The organism is Dyella ginsengisoli (assembly GCF_044904665.1).
GTDB lineage: Bacteria > Pseudomonadota > Gammaproteobacteria > Xanthomonadales > Rhodanobacteraceae > Dyella_A > Dyella_A ginsengisoli.
Genome location: NZ_JADIKM010000007.1, coordinates 1 through 24,049 on the forward strand (window position 1 = coordinate 1; position 24,049 = coordinate 24,049).

A 24,049-nucleotide genomic window follows, 5' to 3' on the forward strand; every position below is an offset into this window, starting at 1 on the left:
GGCACCCCGGCGTCGGCTTGCTTGAGGATCGAGACGATCTGCGTCTCGGTGAACTTCGACTTCTTCATGGAACCTCCTGGCTCGGGAACGATGCCAGAAAGTTCTACTTTCGAGATGTCTGCTTAGCGGGGGAGCTTACGCTATCATCAGAGACGGACAGTACTTGTTGCTTGAACATGGCAAACTCATCCGCGAACTCACGGCTTCTGAATACCGGGCGTTGCAAACGAATGAGATCCGCGGGTTTTCGGGGCATTGGCTTGTGTTTTTCTTCGTCCCTGCCGCCTACTTCCTAGGCAATAAATCTAACAAATCGTTCGAGGCGGACGGCTGCGCCGCCGCTCAACGCAAGCGTTAGGTGTCGACTGACAATGGACCTTTCACAAATCCGGACTTGGCTCACCGCCGCGCTCAGGCCGCACTTTGTTGACGGTAGTTGGGTAGGCGACGAGCAACTCCTTCCTTAACAAATCAAAATCAGAGTCAGAGTGCCCTTTACCTTATAGAGAGTCAGATTGACATGGTGAAGGGCGGATTCTCAAAGCAGCTCATGCGGACCCGGCGTCTTCCGTGGCGCCCCGGAACGTAGCGTCCGCCTTGCGGCGTTTCTTCTCGAACCAGTGGTGCGCGTAGGGGTTCTGGTTGTAGGCGGAAATCTCGCGGTAGCCGTTGCGCAGGTAGAGTGCGCGCGCTTCGACCAATGAGCGGTTCGTGTCCAGTCGCAGCGTGCGCAGGCCAAGTACTACGGCCTGTTGCTCGATTGCGTCAAGCAGGCGCTGGGCGATGCCCAGGCCGCGGGCCGATGGATCGACCCACATCCGCTTGATCTCGCCGACGCTGCGCGGCCCGGCCTTCAACGCACCGCAGCCGATGGCGCGACCATCGAGGCGGGCGAGCAGCAGCACCCCGGCCGGCGGGGTCAGTTCATCGGGAGTGGCCGATACGGTCAAGGCCGGATCGAAGCCGCTGTCGAAGCGTATCTTCAGTTCGGCGAAGTAGGCATCGAAGCACGCGCGTGCGTCGCCACTGGCGGGATCGGCGGGCGCGATGGCGACTTCGGATGCGCGCATGAGTCGCTCGACCTCGGCCATCGCGGCGAGCATGCGGGTTCGCTGGGATGAGCCGAGCGGTGTGATCATCGAGGTCGCCATGGCCTGCGATTGCCGGTCGAGTGCCGCCCACTCCGCCAGGCCTTTGCGGGTGAGGGTGGCGCGACGGACGCGTGCGTCGCCGGGTGCGGGCCTGGAGGTGACCAGGCCGCGCGTCTCGAGCGAGCGCAGCAGACGGCTGAGGTAGCCCGAATCCAGGCCAAGTCGCCCGCGCAGATCGCGCAGATCCGCGCCGTCGCGGCCGATCTCGAACAGCAGTCGCGACTCGCCCAGCGGGCGGCCGCGGCCGAGATAGTCATCGCTCAGCACGCCGATGCGGCGCGTGACGGCGCGATTGAAAGCGCGCACCTGTTCAATGTGATTGGCGTCCATTGTCTGACTTTAGTCAGGAAATGGACGAGCGGTCAACATGCGGCCCACACTGGCGGGTGAGCAGGGAATCGGTAGACCGACGGTCGAGAACGCAGAAGGCGCCCCGTGGGGCGCCTTCTTTTTGCAGAGCCTGCAGCTCAGCGGTTGCCGCTGCGGTTGCCGCCGCCGCGGTTGCCACCACCGCCACCCGCGGGGCCGCCGCCGGGACGGTTGCCGCCGCGGCCGCCGGGGCGGGCGCCTTGCGGTTTACCGGAGCGGTTGCCGCTACGTGCCGGGCCACCGCCGCCGGGGCCGCGGGATTCACCGCCGCCGGCACGATTGCCGCCGCCGAAGCCGGAGTAAGGGTTGGCGTTGCCGTGGCCGGCCGGACGCGGGGCGCCGGGCTTGCCGCCACCGCCGCCGGGGCGACGCTTGCCGCCGGGACCACCGGGACCGCCGGCGGGCTTGCCGCGCGGGGCCGAGGGGCCGCCAGCGTAGCCGTCGCGGGTTTCACCGGCGAACCAGGTGCGCACCGAGGGCAGTTCCTGCCCCGGGGCCACGCCGCGCTTGCCGCGGCCGCCGGCGCCGCCCTTGCGCGGCGCGCCGCTGCGCTCGGGGCGGGCGACGTTGCCGTTCACTTCGCGGCCGGGCGGACGGGGACGCTTGCCGCGGGTGGGTTCGTCGCGGATGCGGTCGAATGCGCGCAGCTCGCGCGCTTCGTCGGCGGCGCCGCTGCTCCAGGCGGTGGCGCTGCCGCGCTCGGGGCGGTATTCGGTGACATTGCGGTTGGCGCGGCGCTGGTGCAGCACCGGGCTCAGCGTGAGCACGGGCTGGGGTGCGCCCAGGCCGGTGACCTTGCGCAGCTCCTTCACCGCATCTTCGCCGAGCGCTTCGCAGTCGCCGCGGCGCAGGGCGCGCGGCAGCTGCACGGTGCCGTAGCGGATGCGCTTGAGGCGGCTGACCAGGAAGCCCTGGGAATCCCACAGGCGGCGCACTTCGCGGTTGCGGCCTTCGCGGATCACCACGCGGAACCAGCTGTGGCTACCGCCACGGCTGATGATGGCGATCTCGTCGAAGCGGGCGGGGCCGTCTTCCAGCTCGACGCCGGCCTTGAGCTTTTCGATGATCTCGTCGGGCACTTCGCCGTGCACGCGGCACAGGTACTCGCGCTCCAGCGCGCTGCGCGGGTGCATGAGCGCGTTGGCCAGCTCGCCGTCGGTGGTGAGCAGCAGCAGGCCGGTGGTGTTGATGTCCAGGCGACCCACGGCGACCCAGCGCGCACCCTTCAGGCGCGGCAGCTGCTCGAACACGGTGGGGCGGCCTTCCGGGTCGTCGCGCGTGCTCATGACGCCTTCGGGCTTGTGGTAGATCAGCACCTCGGTCTCGTCGCGGTTGTCGGTGGCGACGACGAACTGCTTGCCGTCGAGCACCACGCGATCGCCGGCGTGCACGCTGGCACCGATGCCGGCGGGCGCGCCGTTGAGCTCGACCTCACCGGCCTGGATGCGCTGTTCCAGCATGCGGCGCGAGCCGAGGCCGGCGTTGGCCAGCACCTTGTGCAGGCGCTCTTCGAGCTGCGGCTCGTTCTCGTCACGGGTGGCGCGTTTGAGGGTTAGTACGGATTTCTGCGGCGCAGTCATGCGCGTGACTCCTTAGGAATGCTTGTCGGCGTCGCCGTGATCGGCGTGCGCGGGGTTCGCTGCCTCGTCGGCAGTGGCAGGGCCATCGGTGTGCGCCTCTGGCGCAGCGTCGTCGGCCGTGTCGGTGGGGACGTGGTCGGCGGGCTCGGTGGATTCATCGAGTGCGGCGACGGTGTCGGTGTTGGGTTCGTCCGGGTCGGTGGACGCGGCGGGGTGATCGTGGTCGCCGTCGTGCAGTTCGGCCTGCGCGGCGGCTTCGGCTTCCGCGTCGGCTTCCGGGTCGATCGACAGGTTCTTGATGACGCGGGCCGGCAGCGGCTCGGGTTCGAAGCGCAGCTGCGGGTCTTCCATGTCGCGGATTTCCGACAGCGGCGGCAGCTCGTCCAGCGATTTGAGGTTGAAGTAGTCGAGGAACGCGCGGGTGGTGCCGAACAGCGCGGGCCGGCCCGGCACGTCGCGGTGGCCGACGACGCGGATCCAGTCGCGCTCTTCCATCGTCTTGATGATGTTGGAGGACACCACCACGCCGCGGATCTGCTCGATCTCCGGTCGGGTGATCGGCTGGCGGTAGGCAATCAGCGCCAGCGTTTCCAGCAGGGCGCGCGAGTAGCGGCTGGGTCGCTCGGTCCACATGCGCGACAGCCAGGGGTGCACGTCCTGCTTCACTTGGTAGCGGAAGCCGGAGGCGACTTCCTTCAGCTCGATGCCGCGGTCGGCGCAGTCTTCGGCCAGCGCTTCGAGCGCGCGTGCAATGAGCTCGCGTGTCACCTCGTGCTCTTCGCCGAACAGCTCCACCAGCTGCGCCACGGTCAGCGGATGGCTGGAGGCGAGCAGGGCGGCCTCCACGATCGGCTTGAGCTGCACGGGCGTGAGTGGCTCGGCGCGCACGGCGGCAGCGATGGCGGTGTCCGTGTCGATGGCAGTGACGTCTTCGTGTTCATTCATAGGCGGAGGCTTCTCCGGCAGATGCATCGTTGGGCTCGTCATCGGCGGCTTCGGCAGCGTCGTCGCCGGTGAGCGCGGCCTTGGCCTTGAGGTAGATCGGCGCCAGCGGCGCTTCCTGCACGATCTCGATCAGCATTTCCTTGGCCAGCTCCAGCATGGCCAGGAAGGTCACCACCACGCCGAGCCGGCCTTCGGCCGGATCGAACAGCGTCTCGAAGCGCTGGAAGGCGCTGCCTTCGAGCCGGCCCAGCAGTTCGCCCATGCGCTGGCGGACGCTGAGGGCCTCGCGCTTGATCGCGTGGTGGCCAAACAGTTCGGCGCGGTGCATCACGTCCTTGAGCGCCAGCAGCATTTCCTTCAGGTCCAGCGGCGGCGGCAGGCGGATCACCGTGCGCTCGCCGGCATCGACCTGCACCGGCACCGTGTCGCGCTCGACGCGGGGCAGGGCCTCGATGTCCTCGGCGGCCTTCTTGAACCGCTCGTATTCCTGCAGCCGGCGGACCAGCTCGGCGCGGGGGTCGTCTTCCAGCCCTTCCTCGCTGGGCGGCCGCGGCAGCAGCAGCCGCGACTTGATCTCGGCCAGGATCGCGGCCATCAGCAGGTATTCGGCCGCCAGTTCCAGTCGCATCACATCGCGCATCAGCTCGATGTAGGTCATGTATTGGCGGGTGATCTCGGCGACCGGGATATCGAGGATGTCCAGGTTCTGCCGGCGGATCAGGTACAGCAGAAGGTCCAGCGGACCTTCGAAGGCTTCCAGGATGACTTCCAGCGCATCCGGCGGGATGTACAGGTCCTGCGGCATCTGCAGCATCGGCTCGCCGCGCACGATGGCCAGCGGCATTTCCTGCTGCTGCGGCATCGACGCGAACACGTCCGGTGCGGTGCTGTTGCTGGTTGTCTGAGGCTCGGTTGGCTCAGTGCTCATCAATGCATGTCGTTGGGCCACCACCGAAGGCCGGCGGGGATTGCACACGATCGGAACCGGACCCGTCCTTGCGGCTCGCGCCGAGGGATGCGGGGCTTGTCTGCGCGCCGATAAAGCCGCGCCACGAGGAAACGCTCCTGCTGCAGATGCCCTGCCTGGCCGGTGCCTTGGTCGCGGTGGCGCGGGATGGGCCGGTCGGCGGCATCATCATCGCGATCGCTTCCAACCGCTGGGCGTCCGGTCCGGGAGGTGAGCCACGGTCGAGGCGCGCATGCCGTGGGGCGTCGGGGACGCTACGGTCGTATCAGTCGGTCGGCGGAGAGCATCGAATGTGGCTCTCGGGACACTCCCCACTGCCTCGCCGGCAGGATGGCGTCCGTTCTTAACCCCATGAATGACCCACAGGGTAGCGGCTGGGCGGGGGCAAGTCCAGCGCGACCGCGCACGGGCAGCACAGGCACGGGCGGAACGGGCGCGCGGCCGATCGTGTCGCAAACTGTCCCTGTGCGGCACCGCGTGCCGACAGCGCGCGACGCGCGTGAGCCGGACTTGTGCGCGAGTCGGCCATTCTGCACTGCCTGCACGGCACTCACTGCGTGGCATGGCTGTTGCTTCGTGATGCTTGTCACTGCGGCGGGCTTCGTGCGCCAATACATCGCGCCATGCGAAGCCCGGATATGCAGCAGTGGGGTAATCTGCCGGCGTCGCTTCGAGGGGATGCTGCCGGCGTGCATCGACAGGCTCCGCGGCGCGGGTTCAAGCGAGGGAACATGATGGCGATCGAGAAGAATGTGGCAGCGTCCGGACTGGAGCATCTGCGTCCGGCCCGCATGCGCATCGAGACCACGGTGCTGATGAGCCACGGCGATCAGTCCCACCCCACCGAACTGGTGGACATTTCCGCCACCGGCCTGCTGGTGCGCCGACCGCTGGGCTGGAAGGGCGAGCTGGGCGAGCCGTGGGTGCTGGACATGATCTTCGGCAACGACCTGCACATTCACCTGGAAGCGACGGTGGCGCGCATCTCCGATCACCACATTGGCTATGCCTACTCGCGCATCCCCGAGGACAAGCAGGTGCCGCTGTGGAACCTGCTGGGCGGCTACGCCGACATCCTGGAGCAGTGGCGCAACTGATCGCGCGCCGCCGTGACCCAACGAAAAACGCCCGCTTGCGCGGGCGTTTTTGCATCCGGCAGCCGCGGCTTCAGTGGGCGGCGGCGGGGACTTTCTTCTCGTCGCGCAGTTCGCGGCGCAGGATCTTGCCCACGTTGGTCTTGGGCAGGTCGGTGCGGAACTCGATGAGTTTCGGCCGCTTGTAACCGGTGAGGTTCTCGCGGCAGAACTCCCGGAGTTCCTCCTCGCCCAGGTTGGGGTCCTTGCGCACCACGAAGATCTTCACCACTTCGCCGGAATGCTCGTCGGGCACGCCGACCGCGGCCACCTCGGAGACGCCCGGGTGCTGCATCACGATGTCCTCGACCTCGTTCGGGTACACGTTGAAACCGGACACCAGGATCATGTCCTTCTTGCGGTCGACGATATAGACGTAGCCGCTGGCATCCATGCGAGCGATGTCGCCGGTGTGCAGCCAGCCGTCGGCGGTGAGCACCTTGGCCGTCTCGTCCGGACGCTGCCAGTAGCCCTGCATCACCTGCGGGCCGTGCACCATCAGCTCGCCCACTTCGCCGAGCGGCAGCGGCTGGTTGTCTTCCGACCAGATCGCCACGTCGGTGGAGGGGATCGGCAGGCCGATCGAACCGTTGTACTCCTTCAGGTCCAGCGGATTGATGCACACCGCCGGCGCCGTTTCGGTGAGGCCGTAGGCTTCGGCCAGCGTGCAGCCGGTGATCTTCTTCCAGCGATCGGCCACCGCGCGCTGCACGGCCATGCCGCCGCCCAGGCTCAGGTGCAGGCGGGAGAAATCCAGCTCGGCGAAGCCCGGCGTGTTGAGCAGGCCGTTGAACAGCGTGTTGACGCCGGTGATCGCGGTGAAGTTGGATTTGGCCAGCTCCTTGACGAAGCCGGGCATGTCGCGTGGGTTGGTGATCAGCCAGCTCAGGCCGCCGAGCCGGGTGAACACCAGGCAGTTCGCCGTCAGCGAGAAGATGTGATACAGCGGCAGCGCCGTGATGATCACCTCTTCGCCCAGCTTGGTGTTGCGGCCGATCCACACGCCGGCCTGCAGCATGTTGGCGATCATGTTGCCGTGGCTGAGCATGGCTCCCTTGGCCACGCCGGTGGTGCCACCGGTGTATTGCAGGAAGGCGAGATCCTGGTGGGTCAACACCACCTTCGGCAGCGGGTGGTGCGCGCCGCGATCGAGCGCGTCGGCGAAGCGCACCGCCTGCGGCAGGTGAAACTCCGGCACCATCTTCTTGACGTGCTTGGTGATCGTGTTGACCAGCATGCCCTTGAGGCCGCCAAGCAGGTCGCCCACGCCGGTGGTGACGATGTGCTGCACGTGGGTATCGGCTACCACCTGCTGCACCGTGGCGGCGAAGTTGTCCAGCACCACGATCGCCTTGGCGCCGGAATCCTCCAGCTGGTGCTTCAGCTCGCGCGCGGTGTAGAGCGGGTTGGTGTTCACCACCACCAGCCCCGCGCGCAGCGCGCCGAACAGGGCAATGGGGTACTGCAGCACGTTGGGCATCATGATCGCGATGCGATCGCCCTTGGCGAGTTTCAGTTCACCGGTGAGGTAGCCGGCGAAATGCGCACTCATGGCGTCGATCTCGCCGTAGCTGAGCTTCTTGCCGAAGCTGGCGAAAGCCGGACGATCCTTGAACCGCCCGAAGGCCTCTTCCAGCACCGCGACGACCGACGCATAGGCGTCCATGTCGATCTGTGCGGGGACGCCATCCGGATAGTGGTCCAGCCACGGACGCTCGTTGCTCATGGTGATCCTTGTGCTCCTGTGGAAGAGGATGATCGCTGCGGTGATCGGCCATCGACACGACGAGGCATTGGAGCATACGCTCGCGTATAGCGGCAAGCCGCGCCGCAACGAGATCGAGGCCTTGTCGATGCGACTCCGGAACGCCCTGTGGATGACCGTCATCGCGATCGTTTGCATGCTCGCGACCGGGTGCCATCGCACCCCCGACGAGGTGGCCGTGAAGCAGGCCGTGGCCGCCGCCGAGCGTGCCGCGGAGCAGACCGACGCAGGCGCTTTTGCCGATCATCTGACCGACGATTTCACCGGTAACGCTGGCGAGGTGGATCGCGCCCAGCTGGCCAACTTGCTGCGCCTGGCGCGCCTGCGCCACGAGAGCATCCACGTGCTGATGGGACCAGTGACGGTGGCGCAGCGCGGCGATCGTTACGTGGCCAGCTTCACGGTGACGCTGACCAGCGGCGGCCGCCTGCTGCCCGAGGACATGGGCGTATACGACGTGGAGAGCGCGTGGCGGCGCGAGGGCGGCGAGTGGGTGTGTTATTCGGCGACGTGGAAGCGGCCGCTTTAGCGCGCAGTCGTGTCGTTTCGCACAAAGAAAAACGCCGCCCCGTGGGCGGCGTTTTTCATCGGGCGTCTTTCATCGGGCTTGGGTCGGTGAGACTCAGGCCGCCTTCTTGCCCGCCAGCTGGCGCAGCACGTATTGCAGGATGCCGCCGTGGCGGAAGAACTCGCGCTCCTTCGGCGTCAGCAGCATCACGTTGACGGTGAAGGTCTTCTTGCTGCCGTCCGCCGCGGTGGCGACCACGGTGGCTTCCTTCGACTCGCCGCCATGGAGGCCGGTGATGTCGAAGCTTTCCTTGCCGGTGAGGCCCAGCGACTGCGCGTTCTGGCCTGCCTTGAAGGTGCACGGCAGCACGCCCATGCCCACCAGGTTGGAGCGGTGGATGCGCTCGAAGCTCTCGGCGATCACCGCCTTCACGCCCAAGAGCAGCGTGCCCTTGGCGGCCCAGTCGCGCGACGAGCCGGTGCCGTATTCCTTGCCGGCCATCACCACCAGCGGCGTGCCCTCGGCCTTGTACTTCACCGCGGCGTCGTAGATCGCCAGCTGCTCGCCCGACGGCACGTGCAGGGTGTAGCCGCCTTCGACGCCGTCCAGCATCAGGTTCTTGATGCGGATGTTGGCGAAGGTGCCGCGCACCATCACGTCGTCGTTGCCGCGGCGCGAACCGTAGGAGTTGAAGTCCTTCGGATCGACGCCCTTGGAGATCAGGAAGCGGCCCGCCGGGCTGTCCTTCTTGATCGAGCCGGCCGGCGAGATGTGGTCGGTGGTGATCGAGTCGCCGAACACGCCCAGCGCGCGGGCGCCGTGGATGTCCTCGACCGTGCCCGGCTCCTTGCTCATGCCGTCGAAGTAGGGCGGGTTCTTGATATAGGTGGAGTCGTCCCAGCGGAACAGCGCACCGTCCGGCGAGGCGATCTGGTTCCAGCGGCTGTCGCCCTTGAACACGTCGGCGTAGTTCTTGTTGAACATCTCCGCGTTGATCGAGCCGGCGATGGCGTCGGAGATCTCCTGGTTGGTCGGCCAGATGTCCTTCAGGTACACCGGCTGGCCGTCGCTGCCGGTGCCGATGGCGTCCTTGGTGAGGTCGATGTCCAGCGTGCCGGCCAGCGCGTAGGCGACCACCAGCGGCGGCGAGGCCAAGTAGTTCATCTTCACTTCCGGATGCACGCGGCCTTCGAAGTTGCGGTTGCCCGACAGCACCGAGGCCACGGCCAGGTCACCCTCGGCGATGCCCTTGCTGATCTCGGCCGGCAGCGGGCCGGAGTTGCCGATGCAGGTGGTGCAGCCGTAGCCGACGATGTAGAAGCCGACCTTTTCCAGCTCCTTCATCAGGCCGGTCTTCTCCAGGTAGTCGGTGACCACCAGCGAGCCCGGGCCGATCGAGGTCTTCACCCACGGCTTGGCCTTCAGGCCCCTGGCGGCGGCTTTCTTGGCGACCAGGCCGGCGCCCAGCATCACCGCCGGGTTGGAGGTGTTGGTGCAGGAGGTGATCGCGGCGATCACCACCGAGCCGTCCTTCAGTTCGAAGGTTTCACCGTCCTTCGCGACGCGCACGGTGCCCTCGCTGACGCTGTTGGCCTCGTTGCCGATGGCGGTGGCGCCGCCTTCGTTGGCGAAACGGGCCGAGTCGCCGTTCTTGGTCTTGCGGTTGGTGGTGAGGCCGCCGACCACGTCATGGAAGCTCTGCTGCACGCCTTCCAGCAGCACGCGGTCCTGCGGGCGCTTGGGACCGGCCAGCGACGGCTTCACGGTGGCCAGGTCCAGCTCCAGCGTGGTGGTGAACACCGGCTCGACCGAGCTCTCGTCGTGCCACATGCCCTGGGCCTTGGCGTACGCCTCGACCAGCGCGATCTGCTCGGCGCTGCGACCGGACAGCTGCAGGTAGTTCAGCGCCTCCTGGTCGATCGGGAAGATGCCGCAGGTGGCGCCGTACTCGGGCGCCATGTTGGCGATGGTGGCGCGATCGGCCAGCGGCAGATGCTTGAGGCCCGAGCCGAAGAACTCGACGAACTTGCCCACCACGCCGAGCTTGCGCAGCATCTGGGTGACAGTGAGCACCAGGTCGGTGGCGGTGACGCCTTCGTTGAGCTTGCCGGTGAGCTTGAAGCCGACCACCTGCGGAATCAGCATGGAGGACGGCTGGCCCAGCATCGCGGCCTCGGCCTCGATGCCGCCCACGCCCCAGCCCAGCACGCCGATGCCGTTGATCATGGTGGTGTGCGAGTCGGTACCGAACACGGTGTCCGGATAGGCCCAGTTTTCGCCGTTGGCGTCGTTGGTGAACACCACGCGGGCCAGGTGCTCCAGGTTCACCTGGTGCACGATGCCGGTGCGCGGCGGCACCACCTTGAAGTTGTTGAAGGCCTTCTGGCCCCAGCGCAGGAAGCTGTAGCGCTCCTGGTTGCGCTCGAACTCGATCTCGACGTTCTGCTCCAGCGCGGACGCCGAGCCGTAGGCGTCGACCTGCACCGAGTGGTCGATGACCAGCTCGGCCGGCGCCAGCGGATTGATCTGGGTGGCGTCGCCGCCGAGCTTCACCACCGCGTCACGCATCGCGGCCAGGTCGACCACGCACGGCACGCCGGTGAAATCCTGCAGCACCACGCGGGCCGGCATGAAGGCGATCTCGGTGTCCGGTTCGGCCTTGGCATCCCACTTGGCGATCGCCTCGATCTCCTTCGCGGTGACGTTGACGCCGTCCTCGTGGCGCAGCAGGTTCTCCAGCAGGATCTTCAGCGAGAAGGGCAGGCGCTTGAGGTCGAACTGCCGGCCCAGCTTGGTCAGGCTGGCGAACTGGTAGGCCTTGCCGTTGGCTTGGAGGGTGTCGCGTACCGAGAATGAATCTTTCATGGGGAACTCCTGGCTGGAACCTGCGGCTGGGATGGGGCCGATCCGCCGCAAGCGGTGGATCAAAGACGATCGATTATCGCGCAAACGCCCAATACCCGCGAAATAGACGGCCAGCGGCAAGGGGCGCGACGTGGATCGCGCCGCATAGGATGATGGACGCCTCCGGGGCGGACAAACGCATTTGACGACATGCTGCATTCGATGATTTCGACCACCCTTGCGGCGGTCTCGCTGCGCGACCTCGCGCTGGTGCAGGCGGTGCATCGGCACGGCAGTTTCAACAGCGCGGCGCGGGCCATGCACATCAGTCCGTCCGGCCTGTCGCACCAGGTGCAGAAGGTGGAGCAGGCGCTGGGCGGGCCGGTGTTCGAGCGCGGCGGGCGGAAAATCGTGCCGACCGCCGGCGGTCGTCGGCTGCTGGAGCAGATCGACGCCGTGCTGGCCGCGGCCGAACACCTGCAGCAGGTGGCGCGCGCCGGCAGCGTCGCCTTCGGCGGCGAGCTGCGCCTGGGCGTGCCGGCCTCGCTGGGGCCGTACCTGCTGCCGCACCTGATCGCGCCGTTCCCGCAGCATTTCGCCGGTGCGCGCCTGAGCCTGTCCGAAGGCAAGCCCAGGGGCCTGCTGCGCCGCCTGCACGAGGGCGAACTCGATGCCGTGCTGGCGCCGCCGCCGGCCACCGCACCCAGCGGCATCGCCAGCCGGCCGCTGTTCTTCGAGCCGTGGGAAATCATGCTGCGCGCGGATCATCCGCTGGCCGGCAAGCCGACGGTGGCGCTCAGCCAGCTCGATGCCGGCGAGGCCACGGTGATGGCCGAATACCACCCGGACGGCGAGCCCGCTGCGGGCCAGGTGCAGGACGTGAGCCTGGAGAGCCTGGCCGCGCTGGTCGAGCTGCGCGGCGGCTACGCGCTGGTGCCGGCGCTGGCGCGCGACCGGCTGGCGTCGATTCCGGCGGTGACCCTGGCGAAGATCCGCGGCCCGGCGCCGGGTCGCGAGATCGCGCTGTACTGGCGCGAGGCGACGCCGTGGCATGACGACCTGCAGGCGTTCGCCGAACTGCTGCGCCAGATCGCCCGCCGCCGGCCGGGACTGCGCCTGCTCGATTGAGCCGGCTCAGCCGTTGTCCAGCGTGGAGCCGGTGAGCAGGCCGCGCGCCAGCATGGCGCACTGCTTACGATGCAGCAGCAGTTGCCACTGGCGTCCGCCGACCTGCTGCCACAGCACGGCCGAGCGCACCGCGGCGAGCAGGCAGGTGCGCACGCGTTCGACGATCGCCTCCTGCTGCAGCATCTGCGGGTTGCCGGTGACCATCACGCGCGGCTTCAGCGTCGACAGCGTGGAGACGTAGAGCGCGGCCAGCCGGCTGATCACCTGGGGGGAATACCGGCCGAAATGCTCCACTTGCCGCTGGGCGGCGAGCAGGCCCTGCTGCAACTGGTCGCGCTGGGCGACGTGACGGGCCAGCGAGCGCTCCAGCCGCATCACGGTGATCGCCATGCGGGTGATCGCCATGTCGCTGGTGCTTTCCTCCAGCTGGGCGATGAGGGTGCGCAGGCCCAGCCGCAGCGACGAGGTGCGGCCGTACACGCCCACCACCGAATCGGCGTCGATGCGGAACACGCTGTCCACGCTGGCCTCGAAGGCGGCCTCGTCGCAGCGGCCCTGGTTGGCCAGCTGCTGGGCCAGCGAGGTGGCCTGGAACAGGCCGGCGAGGCCGAGCACGCGCTCTTCGGTCATGGCAAACAGGCTGGGCACGACTTACGACTCCGGGGAAACAGGGGAAAGGCCGCCGAAGGGCGCATCGGTCGCGGCAATCACCGCGCCACCGAGGCAGGCTTCGCCGTCGTAGAACACCACCGACTGCCCCGGCGTGACGGCGCGCTGGGGCTGGTCGAACGTCACATCGAGCCGGCCGTCGCGGCAATGCACTTCGCAGGCCTGGTCGGTCTGGCGGTAGCGGGTCTTGGCGGTGCAGCGGAAATGCGCGCCCGGTGCCTGGCCGGCCACCCAGTGGGGATCATCGGCCAGCAGGCGGGTGGACTGTAGCCAGTGGTTTTCGCCGCCCTGGGCGACGATCAGCACGTTGCTGGCGACCTCCTTGCCGACCACGTACCACGCCTCGCCGCTGGCGCCATGGCGCCCGCCGATTCCCAACCCCTGGCGCTGGCCCAGCGTGTAGTACATCACGCCCTGGTGCTCGCCGACCTCCAGCCCCTCAGGTGTGCACATCACGCCTGGCCTGGCGGGGATGTACTGGCTCAGGAACTCGCGGAAATCGCGCTCGCCGATGAAGCAGATGCCGGTGGAATCCTTCTTGGCGTGGGTCGGCAGGGCCGCTTCGCGCGCCATCGCGCGCACCCGCTCCTTCGGCAGGTGGCCGATCGGGAACAGCGTGGCGGACAACTGCGCCTGCCCCAGCGCATGCAGGAAGTAGGTCTGGTCCTTGGCCGTGTCGGCCGCGCGCAGCAGGCGGAAGCGGCCGTCGCATTCGTCGACCCGGGCGTAGTGGCCGGTGGCGATCTTCTCGGCGCCCAGGGCGCGCGCCTCGGTCAGGAAGGTCTTGAATTTGATCTCGCGGTTGCACAGCACGTCCGGGTTCGGCGTGCGGCCGGCGCGGTATTCGGCGAGGAAGTGCTCGAACACGCCGTCCCAGTACTCGGCGGCGAAATTGCGCGCGTGGAACGGGATACCCAGGCGGCCGCAGACAGCCACGGCGTCCTTGCGGTCGGCGTCGGCAGTGCAGGGGCCGGAGCGGTCGTCCTCCTCCCAGTTCTGCATGAACAGGCCTTCGACCTCGTAGCCGGACTGTTGCAGCACCAGCGCGGCGACCGAGGAGTCGACGCCGCCGGAGATGCCGAGCATCACTTTCACGGGTAGGGATCCCCGTCGAGCAGGCTGCCCACCAGCGCCAGCGGATGGCGCTGGCCGCCGAGCCAGGCGTCGATGCTCTTGAGCACCAGCGGGCTTCGCAGGCGCTCACCGAGCGCGGCGATCTCGGCCCGGGTGAGCCACAGCGCGCGGCGAATGCCGCTGTCCAGCGGCCGCTGCGGATCGTGCGCCAGCGCCCGTGCGGCGAAGCTGAAGCGCACCACGCCCTCACCGTGCTCGTGGCTGCGCCATTGGTGCACGCCGATCAGGTGTTGCAATTCCACCGTCCAGCCGGTTTCCTCCAGCGTCTCGCGCACGGCAGCGGTGAGCAGGCTCTCGCGGTCGTCCAGATGGCCCGCGGGCTGGTTGTAGGCCAGCCGGCCGCCGACTTCCTCTTCCACCATCAGATAGCGATCGCCGTCAGCGACCACGCAGGCCACGGTCACGTGCGGGCGCCAGGCGGCGTCGGAGCTTGCGGAGGAAGACATCAGGCAATCGCCCTGCGGCACTGGAAAAGCGTTCATTGTGCCATCACCTCCCGAAGGGTCGCCAAAGCCGCATCCACCGCGGCGTACAATCCGTATCAACAGGCAAGCGCATTCCTCCTATGGCAAATCAACCCGAACACGAGCAGGGCACCGGACACGGTCTCGCGCTGGAACCCTCCCGGCCGGAGGTGGCACGACCACCGCTGTATCAAGTTCTGCTGATGAATGACGACTTCACTCCCATGGATTTCGTGGTAGAGGTGCTGCGTGGCTTCTTCGGCATGGACCAGGAGAAGGCGGTGCAGGTGATGCTCCACGTGCATACCCGCGGACGCGGTGTATGCGGCGTGTTTACCCGGGAGGTGGCCGAGACGAAGGTGACCCAGGTCAACGAATATTCACGAGCGCATCAGCACCCGCTGTTGTGCACTATGGAAAAGCTCTAGGCGACCCCATTTTGGCGTCATCGCGGCACTTCAGCCGCTTGCCATCTACTCGGGAGACGGTCCGGATGTTCAGCAAGGATCTCGAAGTCACCATCGGCCAGTGTTACAAGCAGGCGCGCGAGCAGCGTCATGAGTTCATGACCGTCGAGCACCTGCTGCTCGCCCTGACCGACAACCAGTCCGCCGTCGGCGCCCTGCGCGCCTGCGGCGTCGATCTCCCGCGGCTTACCGCCGAGCTGCAGAAAATCATCGCCGAAACCGTGCCAGTGCTGCCGCACGGGGACGAGCGCGACACCCAGCCCACGCTCGGTTTCCAGCGCGTGCTGCAGCGCGCGGTCTACCACGTGCAGTCCTCGGGGCGGAAGGAAGTGACCGGCGCCAACGTGCTGGTGGCGATCTTCGGCGAGAAGGACTCGCACGCCGTGTATTTCCTGCACCAGCAGGAGATCACCCGGCTGGACGTGGTCAATTACATCTCCCACGGCATCGCCAAGATCGGCGAGGAGCCGTCGGCGGGTACGAGCGGCAATACCGATCGCGAAGCCGAGGAGGGCGGCGAGGGCAAGGGCAATCCGCTCAGCGAGTACGCCAGCAACCTCAACGAGCTGGCGCTGGAAGGCAAGATCGATCCGCTGATCGGCCGCGCCGACGAGATCGAGCGCACCATCCAGGTGCTGTGCCGCCGCCGCAAGAACAACCCGCTCTACGTCGGCGAAGCCGGCGTGGGCAAGACCGCGCTGGCCGAGGGCCTGGCCAAGCGCATCGTCGACGGCGAAGTGCCGGAAGTGCTCGAAGGGGCGACCATCTGGTCGCTGGATCTCGGCGCGCTGGTGGCCGGCACCAAATATCGCGGCGATTTCGAGAAGCGCCTGAAGGCGGTGATCGCCCAGCTCAAGAAGCAGCCGGGCGCGATCCTGTTCATCGACGAGATCCATACGATCATCGGCGCCGGTTCGGCGTCGGGCGGCACGATGGACGCGTCGAACCTGATCAAGCCGATGCTGGCTTCGGGCGAGCTGCGCTGCATCGGCTCGACCACGTTCCAGGAGTTCCGCGGAATCTTCGAGAAGGACCGCGCGCTGGCTCGTCGCTTCCAGAAGATCGACGTGGTCGAGCCGACCGTGGCGGACTCCATCGAAATCCTCAAGGGCTTGCGTTCGCGCTTCGAGGAGCACCACGCGGTGGCCTATACCAACGAGGCGCTGAAGGCGGCGGTGGACCTTTCGGTCAAGCACATCCCCGACCGGCTGCTGCCGGACAAGGCGATCGACGTGATCGACGAGGCCGGTGCCCGCCAGCGACTGCTGCCGGAAGACCAGCGCACCACCACTATCGACGTGCCCGAGGTCGAGTACATCGTGGCCAAGATGGCGCGCATCCCGGCCAAGCAGGTGTCCGCGTCCGATCGTGACGTGCTGAAGAACCTCGAGCGCAACCTCAAGATGGTGGTGTTCGGGCAGGACCAGGCGATCGAGGCGCTCACCGCGTCGATCAAGATGGCCCGCTCGGGCCTGGCCGATCCGTCCAAGCCGATCGGCAGCTTCCTGCTGGCCGGCCCCACCGGCGTGGGCAAGACCGAGGTCACCCGCCAGCTCGGCATGCAGCTGGGCATCGAGATGATCCGCTTCGACATGTCCGAGTACATGGAGGCGCATTCGGTGTCCCGCCTGGTCGGCGCGCCTCCGGGTTACGTCGGCTTCGATCAGGGCGGCCTGCTGACCGAGGCGGTCACCAAGCATCCGCACTGCGTGCTGTTGCTGGACGAGATCGAGAAGGCACACCCGGATGTGTTCAACATCCTGCTGCAGGTGATGGACCGCGGCGTGCTCACCGACACCAACGGGCGCGAGGCGAACTTCAAGAACGTCATCGTGGTGATGACCACCAACGCCGGCGCCCAGCAGGCGTCGCGTCGCGGCATCGGCTTCGTCAAGCAGAACCACACCACCGACGCGATGGAAGTGATCCGCCGCATGTTCACGCCGGAGTTCCGCAACCGCCTGGACGCGATCATCCAGTTCAACTCGCTGGACTTCGACCACATCCTGCGCGTGGTGGACAAGTTCCTGATCGAGCTGGAGGCGCAGCTGAGCGAGAAGCACGTGGCGCTGGACGTCGACGCCGACGCCCGCCGCTGGCTGGCCGAGCATGGCTTCGACCCGCAGATGGGTGCCCGTCCGATGGCGCGGGTGATCCAGGAGAAGGTGAAGCGGGCGCTGGCCGACGAGCTCTTGTTCGGCAAGCTGGCCGACGGCGGCAAGGTGAAGCTGGGCGTGCGCGACGGCGAGCTGCTGGTGGAGACCGAGGCGGCCGAGAAGCTGCCTGCCGTGGTGGAGTGAGGTGTTGCCCGGGCGGCCCTGGCTGCCCGGGCAATGGACACGAAAAAAGGCGACGCCGCGGCGTCGCCTTTTTACTGCTCCATGCCTTCGTTTCCGGCGCGGCGCCAAGGCAGCCGCAAACGGAAGGTCCGATTACTTCATGCGGTAGGTGATGCGACCCTTGGTCAGGTCGTATGGGGTCATCTCGACCTTCACCTTGTCGCCCGTGAGAATGCGGATGTAGTGCTTGCGCATGCGGCCGGAGATGTGGGCGATGATCACGTGCCCGTTCTCCAGCTGTACGCGGAACATGGTGTTGGGCAGGGTCTCCTGGACCGTGCCTTCCATTTCAATGACGTCGTCTTTGGCCATGCTTTCCGTCGTTCGGTCGGCGACCGATATGGTCGCGTAAGCCGACGATTATGCCACGTCCGGCGTTCTGGTTAAACATTCGTCAGGCGAACTGTTCGGCCAGCTTGCGCCGGATCTCGTCCTCGACCATCCCCTTGAGCGGTGAAAGCATCAATCCCAGCTCGGCGTGCACCTCGACGGCCGCCGCGCTCACGGCGATGGAGCCTTTCACGCCGGAACGGGAAAAGCGCAGGGTGTCGCCGTCCCACTGGCTGTCCATGTCGAACTTCTCGCGCATGCGAGTCGCGACGTGGTCGACCTTGGCACGGGCGTCGGCGAGGGGGAGCTGGTGCGGCTGGCGGATATCGATCTTGGGCATGGTGCGATTGTCCGGCATGCGCGCGGCGGCTGTCACGCGCAGGCGTGGGCACCGTGCGGCCGCGGGCCGTGCTTCTGCTAGAGTCCCGCCGTCCGTCGACTGGTTCACAGATGCGCATCGAGTTTCCCCACGCCGCCCGCGAAGACGTCCTCTGGGACGGTCCCGTGCTCACCATCGGCAGCGCGCCCGACAATGCGGTAGTGCTCGGTTCCCACCAGGCGGCGGCGCACCACCTGCGCCTCTACAGCGATCGCCGCGGTTGCCTGCTGCAGGTACTGCCGGGCGGCAGTCGCATCTACGTCAATGCCCGGCCGGTGCGCGAGCGCGCCCTGCTGCGCGCCGGCGACGTGCTAAGCGTGGGCGACTGCCGCATGCTGCTGAAGGCGGATGATTCGCCCGATGCGCGTGAGGTGCTGGTGATCCCGGAGCACAGCCGCTGCCCGGTGGCCCTGCGCGCCGTGGCCGGGCCGCTATCGGGCCGGGTGTTCGCGCTGCGCGACCAGCTCGAGCTCGGCCCGCATTCGGCCGTGCCGCTGGAATTGCCACAGGGCGAGACCGCCTCGTTGCGGCTGTACTGGCAGGACGGTCAACTGCGCCTGTCGCAGCAGCAGGTATCGAGCCGCTATCCGCTGCGGATCAACGGTCGCGAGGTTGCCGAAGCGGCGTTGCATCCCGGCGACCAGCTGGGTCTGGCCACGCACCGCTTTGTGGTCGATGCGCCCGGCATGCAAGCGGAGCCGGAGCTGCTGGCGTTTCCCGCGGCCGATCCGCTGCCGGAGGAACTGGCCGGTCCGCGCGGCGAGGTGTGGTGGCTGATCGTCACCGCGGCCGTGCTCGCTCTGGGCATCGCGCTGGTGTTGCTGGTCCGGCTTTGACGATCTCGCATTGACGTCGCCTTGCTGCGCCGCGCCATAATGCGGCGGTCCGTCAGCAGGCTATCGAGCGAGGTCCGGCCAGTGAGCAGGGTGTGGAATTTCAGTGCGGGACCGGCGGCGCTGCCGCGCAAGGTGCTGGAGCAGGCCCAGCGCGAGCTGCTGGACTGGAACGGCTCGGGCATGTCGGTGATGGAACAGTCGCACCGCGGCAAGCCGTTCATCGCGATGGCGGCCCAGGCCGAGGCGGACCTGCGCGAACTGATGGCGATTCCCGCCGACTACGCCGTGCTGTTCCTGCAGGGCGGGGCGACCCAGCATTTCGCCCAGATCCCGATGAACCTGGCCGGCCCGGACGACTGCGCCGACTACATCGTCAGCGGCCACTGGAGCGAGAAGGCGGTGCGCGAGGCGGCGCCCTACCTGCGCGTGAACGTGGCGGCCAGCAGCGAGACGGACGGCTTTCGCCGGCTGCCCGCGCGCGAATCGTGGGTGCTCGATCCGGCGGCGTCCTACGTGCACTACACGCCGAACGAAACCATCCATGGCGTCGAGTTCCACGACGTGCCCGAGGTGGGCGAGGTGCCGCTGGTGGCGGACATGTCGTCCAACATTCTCTCCGCTCCGCTGGACGTGTCGCGCTTCGGCCTGATCTACGCCGGCGCGCAGAAGAACATCGGGCCGTCGGGTCTGGTGGTGATGATCATTCGCCGCGATCTTCTGCTCCGCAGCGGCCGACCGATGGCCAAGGTGCTGCGCTATGCCGAACAGGCCGCGCACGACTCGATGCTCAACACGCCCAACACCTGGGGCTGGTACCTGGCCGGGCTCACCTTCCAGTGGTTGAAGGCCCAGGGCGGCGTGGCCGCGATGGCCGAGCGCAACCGCGCCAAGGCCGAGCTGCTGTATCGGGCGATCGACGATTCGGACGGCTTCTATGCCAACCCGATCGAGCCCGCCGCGCGCTCGCGCATGAACGTGCCGTTCACCCTGAAAGACGGCGCGCTGGACGGTGCCTTCCTCAAGGAATCCGAGGCGGCCGGGCTGATTGCGCTCAAGGGTCACAAGGCGGTGGGCGGCATGCGCGCCTCGCTCTACAACGCGGTGCCGCTGGAGGCGGTGCAGGCGCTGGCCGCCTTCATGGCCGACTTTGCCCATCGTCACGGATGAAACCATGGAAGGCGCCGCGAGGCGCTTTCAGGCACCATGACGCTCCGTCGTTTGGACGTCTATCCATCCAGGTCGTTTTTTCATGTCTGATTCGAAGAACCCGCTGAGCGAAGTGCGCGAGCGCATCGACAGCATCGACCGGCAGATTCAGGAGCTGATCGCCGAGCGCGCCATGCGCGCCCGCGAGGTGGCCAAGGTGAAGGGCGAGGGGCTGTCCGCCATCGACTACTACCGGCCGGAGCGCGAGGCGCACGTGCTGCGCATGGTGGTCGATCGCAACAAGGGGCCGCTGTCGGACACGGAGATGGTGCGGCTGTTCCGCGAGATCATGTCCTCCTGCCTGGCGCAGGAAGACCCGCTCAAGATCGGCTACCTCGGCCCCGAGGGCACCTTCAGCGAGCAGGCCGTGCGCAAGCATTTCGGCCACGCCGCCTACGGTCTGCCGCTGGGCAGCATCGAGGAGGTGTTCCAGGAGGTCGCCGCCGGCCATGCCGATTTCGGCGTGGTGCCGGTGGAGAACTCCGGGCAGGGCATGATCCAGGTCACGCTCGACATGTTCCTCACCTCCGACGCGCGGATCTGCGGCGAGGTGGAACTGCGCGTGCACCAGTGCCTGCACGCGCTCACCGGCCAGCTTGCCGACGTGCGCCGCGTGTACGCGCACGCCCAGTCGCTGCAGCAGTGCAAGACCTGGCTGCGGCTGAACCTGCCGGGCGTGGAGTGCATCGCCGTCGGCAGCAATGCCGAAGCGGCGCGCCTGGCGCGCCACGACGAGAGCGCGGCGGCGATCGCCGGCGAGATTGCGGGCAAGATCTACGGGCTGAAGACCCTGGCCACCGCGATCGAGGACCGCGCCGACAACACCACGCGGTTCCTGGTGATCGGCCGCTCGCTGTTCCCGCCCTCGGGCAACGACCGCACCTCGCTGCTGGTCACCGTCAACGACAAGCCTGGCGCGCTCTACGACGTGCTCAGCCCCTTCGCCAAGCACGGCGTCAGCCTCAACCGCATCGAGTCGCGCCCGGCGCACACCGGCAAATGGCAGTATGCGTTCTTCATCGACGTCTCCGGCCACATCCACGAGGGCAACCTCAAGGAGGCGGTCAGCGAGATCGAGTCCAGCGTTGCCAGCCTGCGTGTGCTCGGCTCCTATCCGGTGGCCCTGCCGTGAGCGGCGGCCAGCGTGTCGACTGGACCAGCCGCCCGGCCGGTCCGCTCAACGGCGTGGTGCACGTGCCGGGCGACAAGTCGGTGTCGCACCGCGCGATGATGCTGGGCGCCCTCGCCGAGGGCGTCTCGCATATCCACGGCTTTCTGGAAGGCGAGGACACCCGCGCCACGGCGGCGGTGATGCAGCAGCTTGGCGTGCGCATCGATGTCATGGCCGACGGCGAACGCGTGGTGCATGGCGTGGGCCTGCACGGCCTGCGCGCGGCGGCCGGCGCGCTCGACTGCGGCAACGCCGGCACCGGCATGCGCCTGCTCACCGGCCTGCTGGCGGGCCAGGCGTTCGATAGCATCCTGATCGGCGACGAGTCGCTGTCGAAGCGGCCGATGCGGCGCGTCACCGATCCGCTGGCGCAGATGGGTGCGCGCATCGACAGCCAGAATGGTCTGCCACCGCTGCATGTGCGCGGCGGCCAGCCGCTGCACGGCATCCGCTACACGTTGCCCGTCGCCAGCGCGCAGGTGAAGTCCGCGCTGCTGCTGGCCGGCCTGTACGCCGAGGGCGAGACGGAAGTGATCGAGCCGCATCCGACCCGCGATTACACCGAGCGCATGCTCGCCGCATTCGGCTGGCCGATCGAGTTCTCGCCCGGTCGCGCCCGCCTGAGCGGCGGTCACGCGCTGCGCGCCACTGACGTGCGCGTACCGGCGGATTTTTCCTCGGCGGCGTTCTTCCTGGTCGCCGGTAGCATCGTGCCCGGTACCGAACTGCGCCTGCCGGCGGTCGGCCTCAATCCGCGCCGCACCGGCCTGCTGCAGGCGCTGCGCCTGATGGGGGCGGACATCCGCATCGAGAACGAAGGTGAGAGCGGTGGCGAGCCGGTCGGTGACCTGGTGCTGCGTCATGCGCCGCTGCACGGCATCGAGCTGCCCGAAGCGCTGGTGCCGGACATGATCGACGAGTTCCCCGCGCTGTTCGTGGCGGCGGCCGCGGCTACCGGTGCCACGGTGGTGCGCGGCGCCGCCGAGCTGCGGGTGAAGGAATCCGACCGCCTGGCCAGCATGGCCACGGGCCTGCAGGCGCTGGGCGTGAACGTCGAGGAGCGTGCGGACGGTGCGACGATCCACGGTGGTCCGATCGGCGGCGGCCGCATCGACAGCCACGGCGACCACCGCATCGCGATGAGCTTCGCGGTCGCCGGACTGATCGCCCGCGGTCCGGTGCATATCGGCGACTGCGCCAACGTGGCGACGTCGTTCCCGGGCTTCATGGAGCTGGCCAACGGCTGTGGATTCCATCTGGCGCCTGCCGCGTAGGAGCGCACCCCCGGATCGAGGCCGGGGCAGGCTCTGTGCGCGACCAGCTCTTGCACAGACCACCAGGTGTCGCGCACAGGGTGCGCTCCTACACACGGGCGCGGCCTGCGGGTTAGGCTTGCGGGCCCGTAATCGAGGTCGCCATGTCCTGTCCTGATTTCATCGTCGCCATCCCCGCCCGCTACGGCTCCACCCGCCTGCCGGCCAAGCCGCTGCGCGCCATCGCCGGCGTGCCCATGGTGGTGCGCGTGGCGCAGCGCGCGCTGCTTGCCGGGGCCCGCCAGGTGGTGGTGGCTGTGGATGACGCACGCATCGCCGAGGCGCTGGCCGGGCAGGGCGTGGACATCTGCATGACCCGTGCGGACCACGCCTCGGGCAGCGATCGGCTGGCCGAATGCGCCGTGCACTACGGCTGGGCCGACGACGCCATCGTGGTGAACCTGCAGGGCGACGAGCCGTTCGCGCCCGCCGCCGGCATTCGCGAAGTGGCCCGCGCGTTGGCCGAGGACGACGCGCCGATGGCCACGCTGGCCACGCCGCTCGCCGACGCGCACGAACTGTTCGATCCCAACGTGGTGAAGCTGGTGCGTGATGCCCGCGGCCGCGCGCTGTACTTCAGCCGCGCGCCGCTGCCGTGGGCGCGCGATGCGTTCGCCGCGAGTCGCGACGCATTGCCCGCCGACGTGCCGTTCCTGCGCCATATCGGCATCTATGCCTACCGCGCCGGTTTCCTGCGCCAGTACACCGGATTGACGCGCACGCCGCTGGAGCAGGCCGAATCGCTGGAGCAGCTGCGCGTGCTGGAGCACGGCCATGCGATTGCGGTGCGGCTCACGCCCGAACCCTTCCCGCCGGGCATCGACACCGAGGCTGACCTGGCGCGGGCCGAACAGTGGCTTGCCGCGCAGCGATGAGTGGCGGCGATTTCCTCATCGTCTGCCTCGGCAACATCTGCCGCTCGCCGGTGGTGGCGGAGGTGCTGCGCCAGCGCTTCGCGGCGGCCGGGCGAAGCGTGACGGTCGATTCGTGCGGCACCGGCGGCTGGCACGTCGGGCATCGCGCCGATGCGCGCATGCGCGAGGCGGCGCGTGCGGCCGGTTACGAACTTTCCGCGCACCGCGCGCGGCAGATCGAGGTGGCCGACTTCCAGCGCTTCGAGCGCGTGCTGGGGATGGACCAGGCCAACCTGCGCGATCTGGCCGCGCAATGCCCGCCGGCGTTGCGGCACAGGCTCGGCCTGTTCCTGCCGGCGGCCGGCATCGACGACGTGGTCGAGGTGCCCGACCCTTACTACGGTGGTCCGGAGGATTTCCGCCAGGTGATCGCGCTGGCCGAGCGCGGCGCGGACGGACTGCTGGCGCAGCTGGGCGGCTGAACCGGACGGTGCAAG

The 24,049-nt window shown here is 67.9% G+C and carries 23 protein-coding genes; 12 read left to right on the plus strand and 11 right to left on the minus strand.

What is annotated here, in order from left to right:
• Window positions 1–163: 163 nt before the first annotated feature.
• Entirely contained in the window at window positions 164–358 is a 195-nt protein-coding gene (locus ISP17_RS19050) for a hypothetical protein (protein WP_404636078.1), read from the plus strand.
• Between the two features lie 190 nt (window positions 359–548).
• Here the strand turns inward: ISP17_RS19050 and ISP17_RS19055 are convergent, their stop codons facing one another.
• The 4 genes from ISP17_RS19055 to ISP17_RS19070 form a co-directional block, all read right to left on the minus strand.
• On the minus strand, window positions 549–1,481 hold the full coding sequence (locus tag ISP17_RS19055) for a bifunctional helix-turn-helix transcriptional regulator/GNAT family N-acetyltransferase (RefSeq protein ID WP_404636080.1): 933 nt from the start codon (window positions 1,479–1,481) through the stop codon (window positions 549–551).
• A 137-nt stretch (window positions 1,482–1,618) separates the two neighbouring features.
• Window positions 1,619–3,100, minus strand: coding sequence for a pseudouridine synthase (locus ISP17_RS19060; RefSeq protein WP_404636082.1), 1,482 nt, complete (start codon window positions 3,098–3,100; stop codon window positions 1,619–1,621).
• Between the two features lie 12 nt (window positions 3,101–3,112).
• Window positions 3,113–4,045, minus strand: coding sequence for an SMC-Scp complex subunit ScpB (scpB, locus tag ISP17_RS19065; RefSeq protein WP_404636084.1), 933 nt, complete (start codon window positions 4,043–4,045; stop codon window positions 3,113–3,115).
• A complete protein-coding gene (locus ISP17_RS19070) occupies window positions 4,038–4,973 on the minus strand; it encodes a segregation and condensation protein A (RefSeq protein ID WP_404636086.1) in 936 nt (311 codons plus the stop codon). The genes scpB and ISP17_RS19070 overlap by 8 nt, the downstream gene beginning before the upstream one ends.
• Window positions 4,974–5,746: 773 nt before the next feature.
• Here ISP17_RS19070 and ISP17_RS19075 point away from each other — a divergent pair.
• Window positions 5,747–6,109 (plus strand): PilZ domain-containing protein, encoded by a 363-nt coding sequence (locus ISP17_RS19075; protein WP_404636129.1) that lies wholly within the window; start codon window positions 5,747–5,749, stop codon window positions 6,107–6,109.
• Between the two features lie 70 nt (window positions 6,110–6,179).
• Here ISP17_RS19075 and ISP17_RS19080 read toward each other — a convergent pair whose 3' ends face one another.
• Complete coding sequence (locus ISP17_RS19080; RefSeq protein WP_404636088.1) at window positions 6,180–7,871, minus strand: AMP-binding protein; 1,692 nt, start codon at window positions 7,869–7,871, stop codon at window positions 6,180–6,182.
• Here ISP17_RS19080 and ISP17_RS19085 point away from each other — a divergent pair.
• Complete coding sequence (locus ISP17_RS19085) at window positions 7,864–8,439, plus strand: hypothetical protein (protein WP_404636090.1); 576 nt, start codon at window positions 7,864–7,866, stop codon at window positions 8,437–8,439. The two genes, ISP17_RS19080 and ISP17_RS19085, sit on opposite strands and share 8 nt — an antisense overlap.
• 93 nt (window positions 8,440–8,532) lie before the next feature.
• On the opposite strand, the gene acnA is transcribed toward ISP17_RS19085, so the two are convergent.
• Window positions 8,533–11,283 carry an aconitate hydratase AcnA gene (gene acnA / locus ISP17_RS19090; protein WP_404636092.1) on the minus strand — a complete coding sequence of 917 codons (2,751 nt, stop codon included), beginning with the start codon at window positions 11,281–11,283 and terminating at the stop codon, window positions 8,533–8,535.
• Window positions 11,284–11,472: 189 nt separating this feature from the next.
• Between acnA and ISP17_RS19095 the strand changes: the two genes are divergently transcribed.
• Complete coding sequence (locus tag ISP17_RS19095; RefSeq protein ID WP_404636094.1) at window positions 11,473–12,390, plus strand: LysR family transcriptional regulator; 918 nt, start codon at window positions 11,473–11,475, stop codon at window positions 12,388–12,390.
• A gap of 6 nt (window positions 12,391–12,396) precedes the next feature.
• Here the strand turns inward: ISP17_RS19095 and hflD are convergent, their stop codons facing one another.
• The 3 genes from hflD to ISP17_RS19110 are packed head-to-tail and all read right to left on the minus strand — an operon-like array spanning window position 12,397 to window position 14,639.
• Window positions 12,397–13,020 carry a high frequency lysogenization protein HflD gene (gene hflD / locus ISP17_RS19100; protein WP_404636131.1) on the minus strand — a complete coding sequence of 208 codons (624 nt, stop codon included), beginning with the start codon at window positions 13,018–13,020 and terminating at the stop codon, window positions 12,397–12,399.
• Between the two features lie 21 nt (window positions 13,021–13,041).
• Window positions 13,042–14,154, minus strand: a complete 1,113-nt coding sequence (mnmA, locus tag ISP17_RS19105) for a tRNA 2-thiouridine(34) synthase MnmA (protein ID WP_404636096.1) — start codon at window positions 14,152–14,154, stop codon at window positions 13,042–13,044.
• Complete coding sequence (locus tag ISP17_RS19110) at window positions 14,151–14,639, minus strand: NUDIX hydrolase (protein ID WP_404636098.1); 489 nt, start codon at window positions 14,637–14,639, stop codon at window positions 14,151–14,153. Before ISP17_RS19110 ends, mnmA begins: the two co-directional genes overlap by 4 nt.
• 119 nt (window positions 14,640–14,758) lie before the next feature.
• On the opposite strand from ISP17_RS19110, the gene clpS reads away from it, so the two are divergent.
• On the plus strand, window positions 14,759–15,085 hold the full coding sequence (gene clpS / locus ISP17_RS19115; RefSeq protein ID WP_404636100.1) for an ATP-dependent Clp protease adapter ClpS: 327 nt from the start codon (window positions 14,759–14,761) through the stop codon (window positions 15,083–15,085).
• Window positions 15,086–15,150: 65 nt separating this feature from the next.
• Entirely contained in the window at window positions 15,151–17,424 is a 2,274-nt protein-coding gene (gene clpA, locus ISP17_RS19120) for an ATP-dependent Clp protease ATP-binding subunit ClpA (protein ID WP_404636102.1), read from the plus strand.
• 132 nt (window positions 17,425–17,556) lie between these two features.
• On the opposite strand, the gene infA is transcribed toward clpA, so the two are convergent.
• Both infA and ISP17_RS19130 read right to left on the minus strand, forming a co-directional pair.
• Window positions 17,557–17,775: a translation initiation factor IF-1 gene (gene infA / locus ISP17_RS19125; protein ID WP_014402653.1), complete on the minus strand. Its 219-nt coding sequence runs from the start codon at window positions 17,773–17,775 to the stop codon at window positions 17,557–17,559.
• An 82-nt stretch (window positions 17,776–17,857) separates the two neighbouring features.
• Window positions 17,858–18,133, minus strand: a complete 276-nt coding sequence (locus ISP17_RS19130; protein WP_404636105.1) for a polyhydroxyalkanoic acid system family protein — start codon at window positions 18,131–18,133, stop codon at window positions 17,858–17,860.
• A gap of 110 nt (window positions 18,134–18,243) precedes the next feature.
• Here ISP17_RS19130 and ISP17_RS19135 point away from each other — a divergent pair, with 110 nt between their 5' ends.
• The 6 genes from ISP17_RS19135 (at window position 18,244) to ISP17_RS19160 (ending at window position 24,034) form a co-directional block, all read left to right on the plus strand.
• Complete coding sequence (locus ISP17_RS19135) at window positions 18,244–19,008, plus strand: FHA domain-containing protein (RefSeq protein WP_404636107.1); 765 nt, start codon at window positions 18,244–18,246, stop codon at window positions 19,006–19,008.
• Between the two features lie 81 nt (window positions 19,009–19,089).
• Window positions 19,090–20,175, plus strand: a complete 1,086-nt coding sequence (gene serC, locus ISP17_RS19140) for a 3-phosphoserine/phosphohydroxythreonine transaminase (protein ID WP_404636109.1) — start codon at window positions 19,090–19,092, stop codon at window positions 20,173–20,175.
• Between the two features lie 82 nt (window positions 20,176–20,257).
• A complete protein-coding gene (pheA, locus tag ISP17_RS19145; RefSeq protein ID WP_404636111.1) occupies window positions 20,258–21,346 on the plus strand; it encodes a prephenate dehydratase in 1,089 nt (362 codons plus the stop codon).
• Window positions 21,343–22,659 carry a 3-phosphoshikimate 1-carboxyvinyltransferase gene (gene aroA, locus ISP17_RS19150; RefSeq protein ID WP_404636113.1) on the plus strand — a complete coding sequence of 439 codons (1,317 nt, stop codon included), beginning with the start codon at window positions 21,343–21,345 and terminating at the stop codon, window positions 22,657–22,659. The genes pheA and aroA overlap by 4 nt, the downstream gene beginning before the upstream one ends.
• A 143-nt stretch (window positions 22,660–22,802) precedes the next feature.
• The gene (gene kdsB / locus ISP17_RS19155) at window positions 22,803–23,573 is read left to right on the plus strand and encodes a 3-deoxy-manno-octulosonate cytidylyltransferase (protein WP_404636115.1); all 771 of its coding nucleotides are present in this window, start codon (window positions 22,803–22,805) and stop codon (window positions 23,571–23,573) included.
• The gene (locus tag ISP17_RS19160; protein WP_404636117.1) at window positions 23,570–24,034 is read left to right on the plus strand and encodes a low molecular weight protein-tyrosine-phosphatase; all 465 of its coding nucleotides are present in this window, start codon (window positions 23,570–23,572) and stop codon (window positions 24,032–24,034) included. The genes kdsB and ISP17_RS19160 overlap by 4 nt, the downstream gene beginning before the upstream one ends.
• Window positions 24,035–24,049 lie beyond the last annotated feature (15 nt).

Coding starts and splice junctions, on each gene's coding strand:
- scpB (WP_404636084.1), bottom strand. CDS start 4,045: ATGAATGAACACGAAGACGTCACTGCCATCGACACGGACACCGCCATC.
- ISP17_RS19135 (WP_404636107.1), top strand. CDS start 18,244: ATGCGCATCGAGTTTCCCCACGCCGCCCGCGAAGACGTCCTCTGGGAC.
- acnA (WP_404636092.1), bottom strand. CDS start 11,283: ATGAAAGATTCATTCTCGGTACGCGACACCCTCCAAGCCAACGGCAAG.
- clpA (WP_404636102.1), top strand. CDS start 15,151: ATGTTCAGCAAGGATCTCGAAGTCACCATCGGCCAGTGTTACAAGCAG.
- ISP17_RS19070 (WP_404636086.1), bottom strand. CDS start 4,973: ATGAGCACTGAGCCAACCGAGCCTCAGACAACCAGCAACAGCACCGCA.
- ISP17_RS19055 (WP_404636080.1), bottom strand. CDS start 1,481: ATGGACGCCAATCACATTGAACAGGTGCGCGCTTTCAATCGCGCCGTC.
- ISP17_RS19075 (WP_404636129.1), top strand. CDS start 5,747: ATGGCGATCGAGAAGAATGTGGCAGCGTCCGGACTGGAGCATCTGCGT.
- ISP17_RS19095 (WP_404636094.1), top strand. CDS start 11,473: ATGCTGCATTCGATGATTTCGACCACCCTTGCGGCGGTCTCGCTGCGC.
- hflD (WP_404636131.1), bottom strand. CDS start 13,020: ATGACCGAAGAGCGCGTGCTCGGCCTCGCCGGCCTGTTCCAGGCCACC.
- ISP17_RS19110 (WP_404636098.1), bottom strand. CDS start 14,639: ATGTCTTCCTCCGCAAGCTCCGACGCCGCCTGGCGCCCGCACGTGACC.
- infA (WP_014402653.1), bottom strand. CDS start 17,775: ATGGCCAAAGACGACGTCATTGAAATGGAAGGCACGGTCCAGGAGACC.
- ISP17_RS19060 (WP_404636082.1), bottom strand. CDS start 3,100: ATGACTGCGCCGCAGAAATCCGTACTAACCCTCAAACGCGCCACCCGT.
- clpS (WP_404636100.1), top strand. CDS start 14,759: ATGGCAAATCAACCCGAACACGAGCAGGGCACCGGACACGGTCTCGCG.
- kdsB (WP_404636115.1), top strand. CDS start 22,803: ATGTCCTGTCCTGATTTCATCGTCGCCATCCCCGCCCGCTACGGCTCC.
- ISP17_RS19080 (WP_404636088.1), bottom strand. CDS start 7,871: ATGAGCAACGAGCGTCCGTGGCTGGACCACTATCCGGATGGCGTCCCC.
- ISP17_RS19160 (WP_404636117.1), top strand. CDS start 23,570: ATGAGTGGCGGCGATTTCCTCATCGTCTGCCTCGGCAACATCTGCCGC.
- pheA (WP_404636111.1), top strand. CDS start 20,258: ATGTCTGATTCGAAGAACCCGCTGAGCGAAGTGCGCGAGCGCATCGAC.
- ISP17_RS19130 (WP_404636105.1), bottom strand. CDS start 18,133: ATGCCCAAGATCGATATCCGCCAGCCGCACCAGCTCCCCCTCGCCGAC.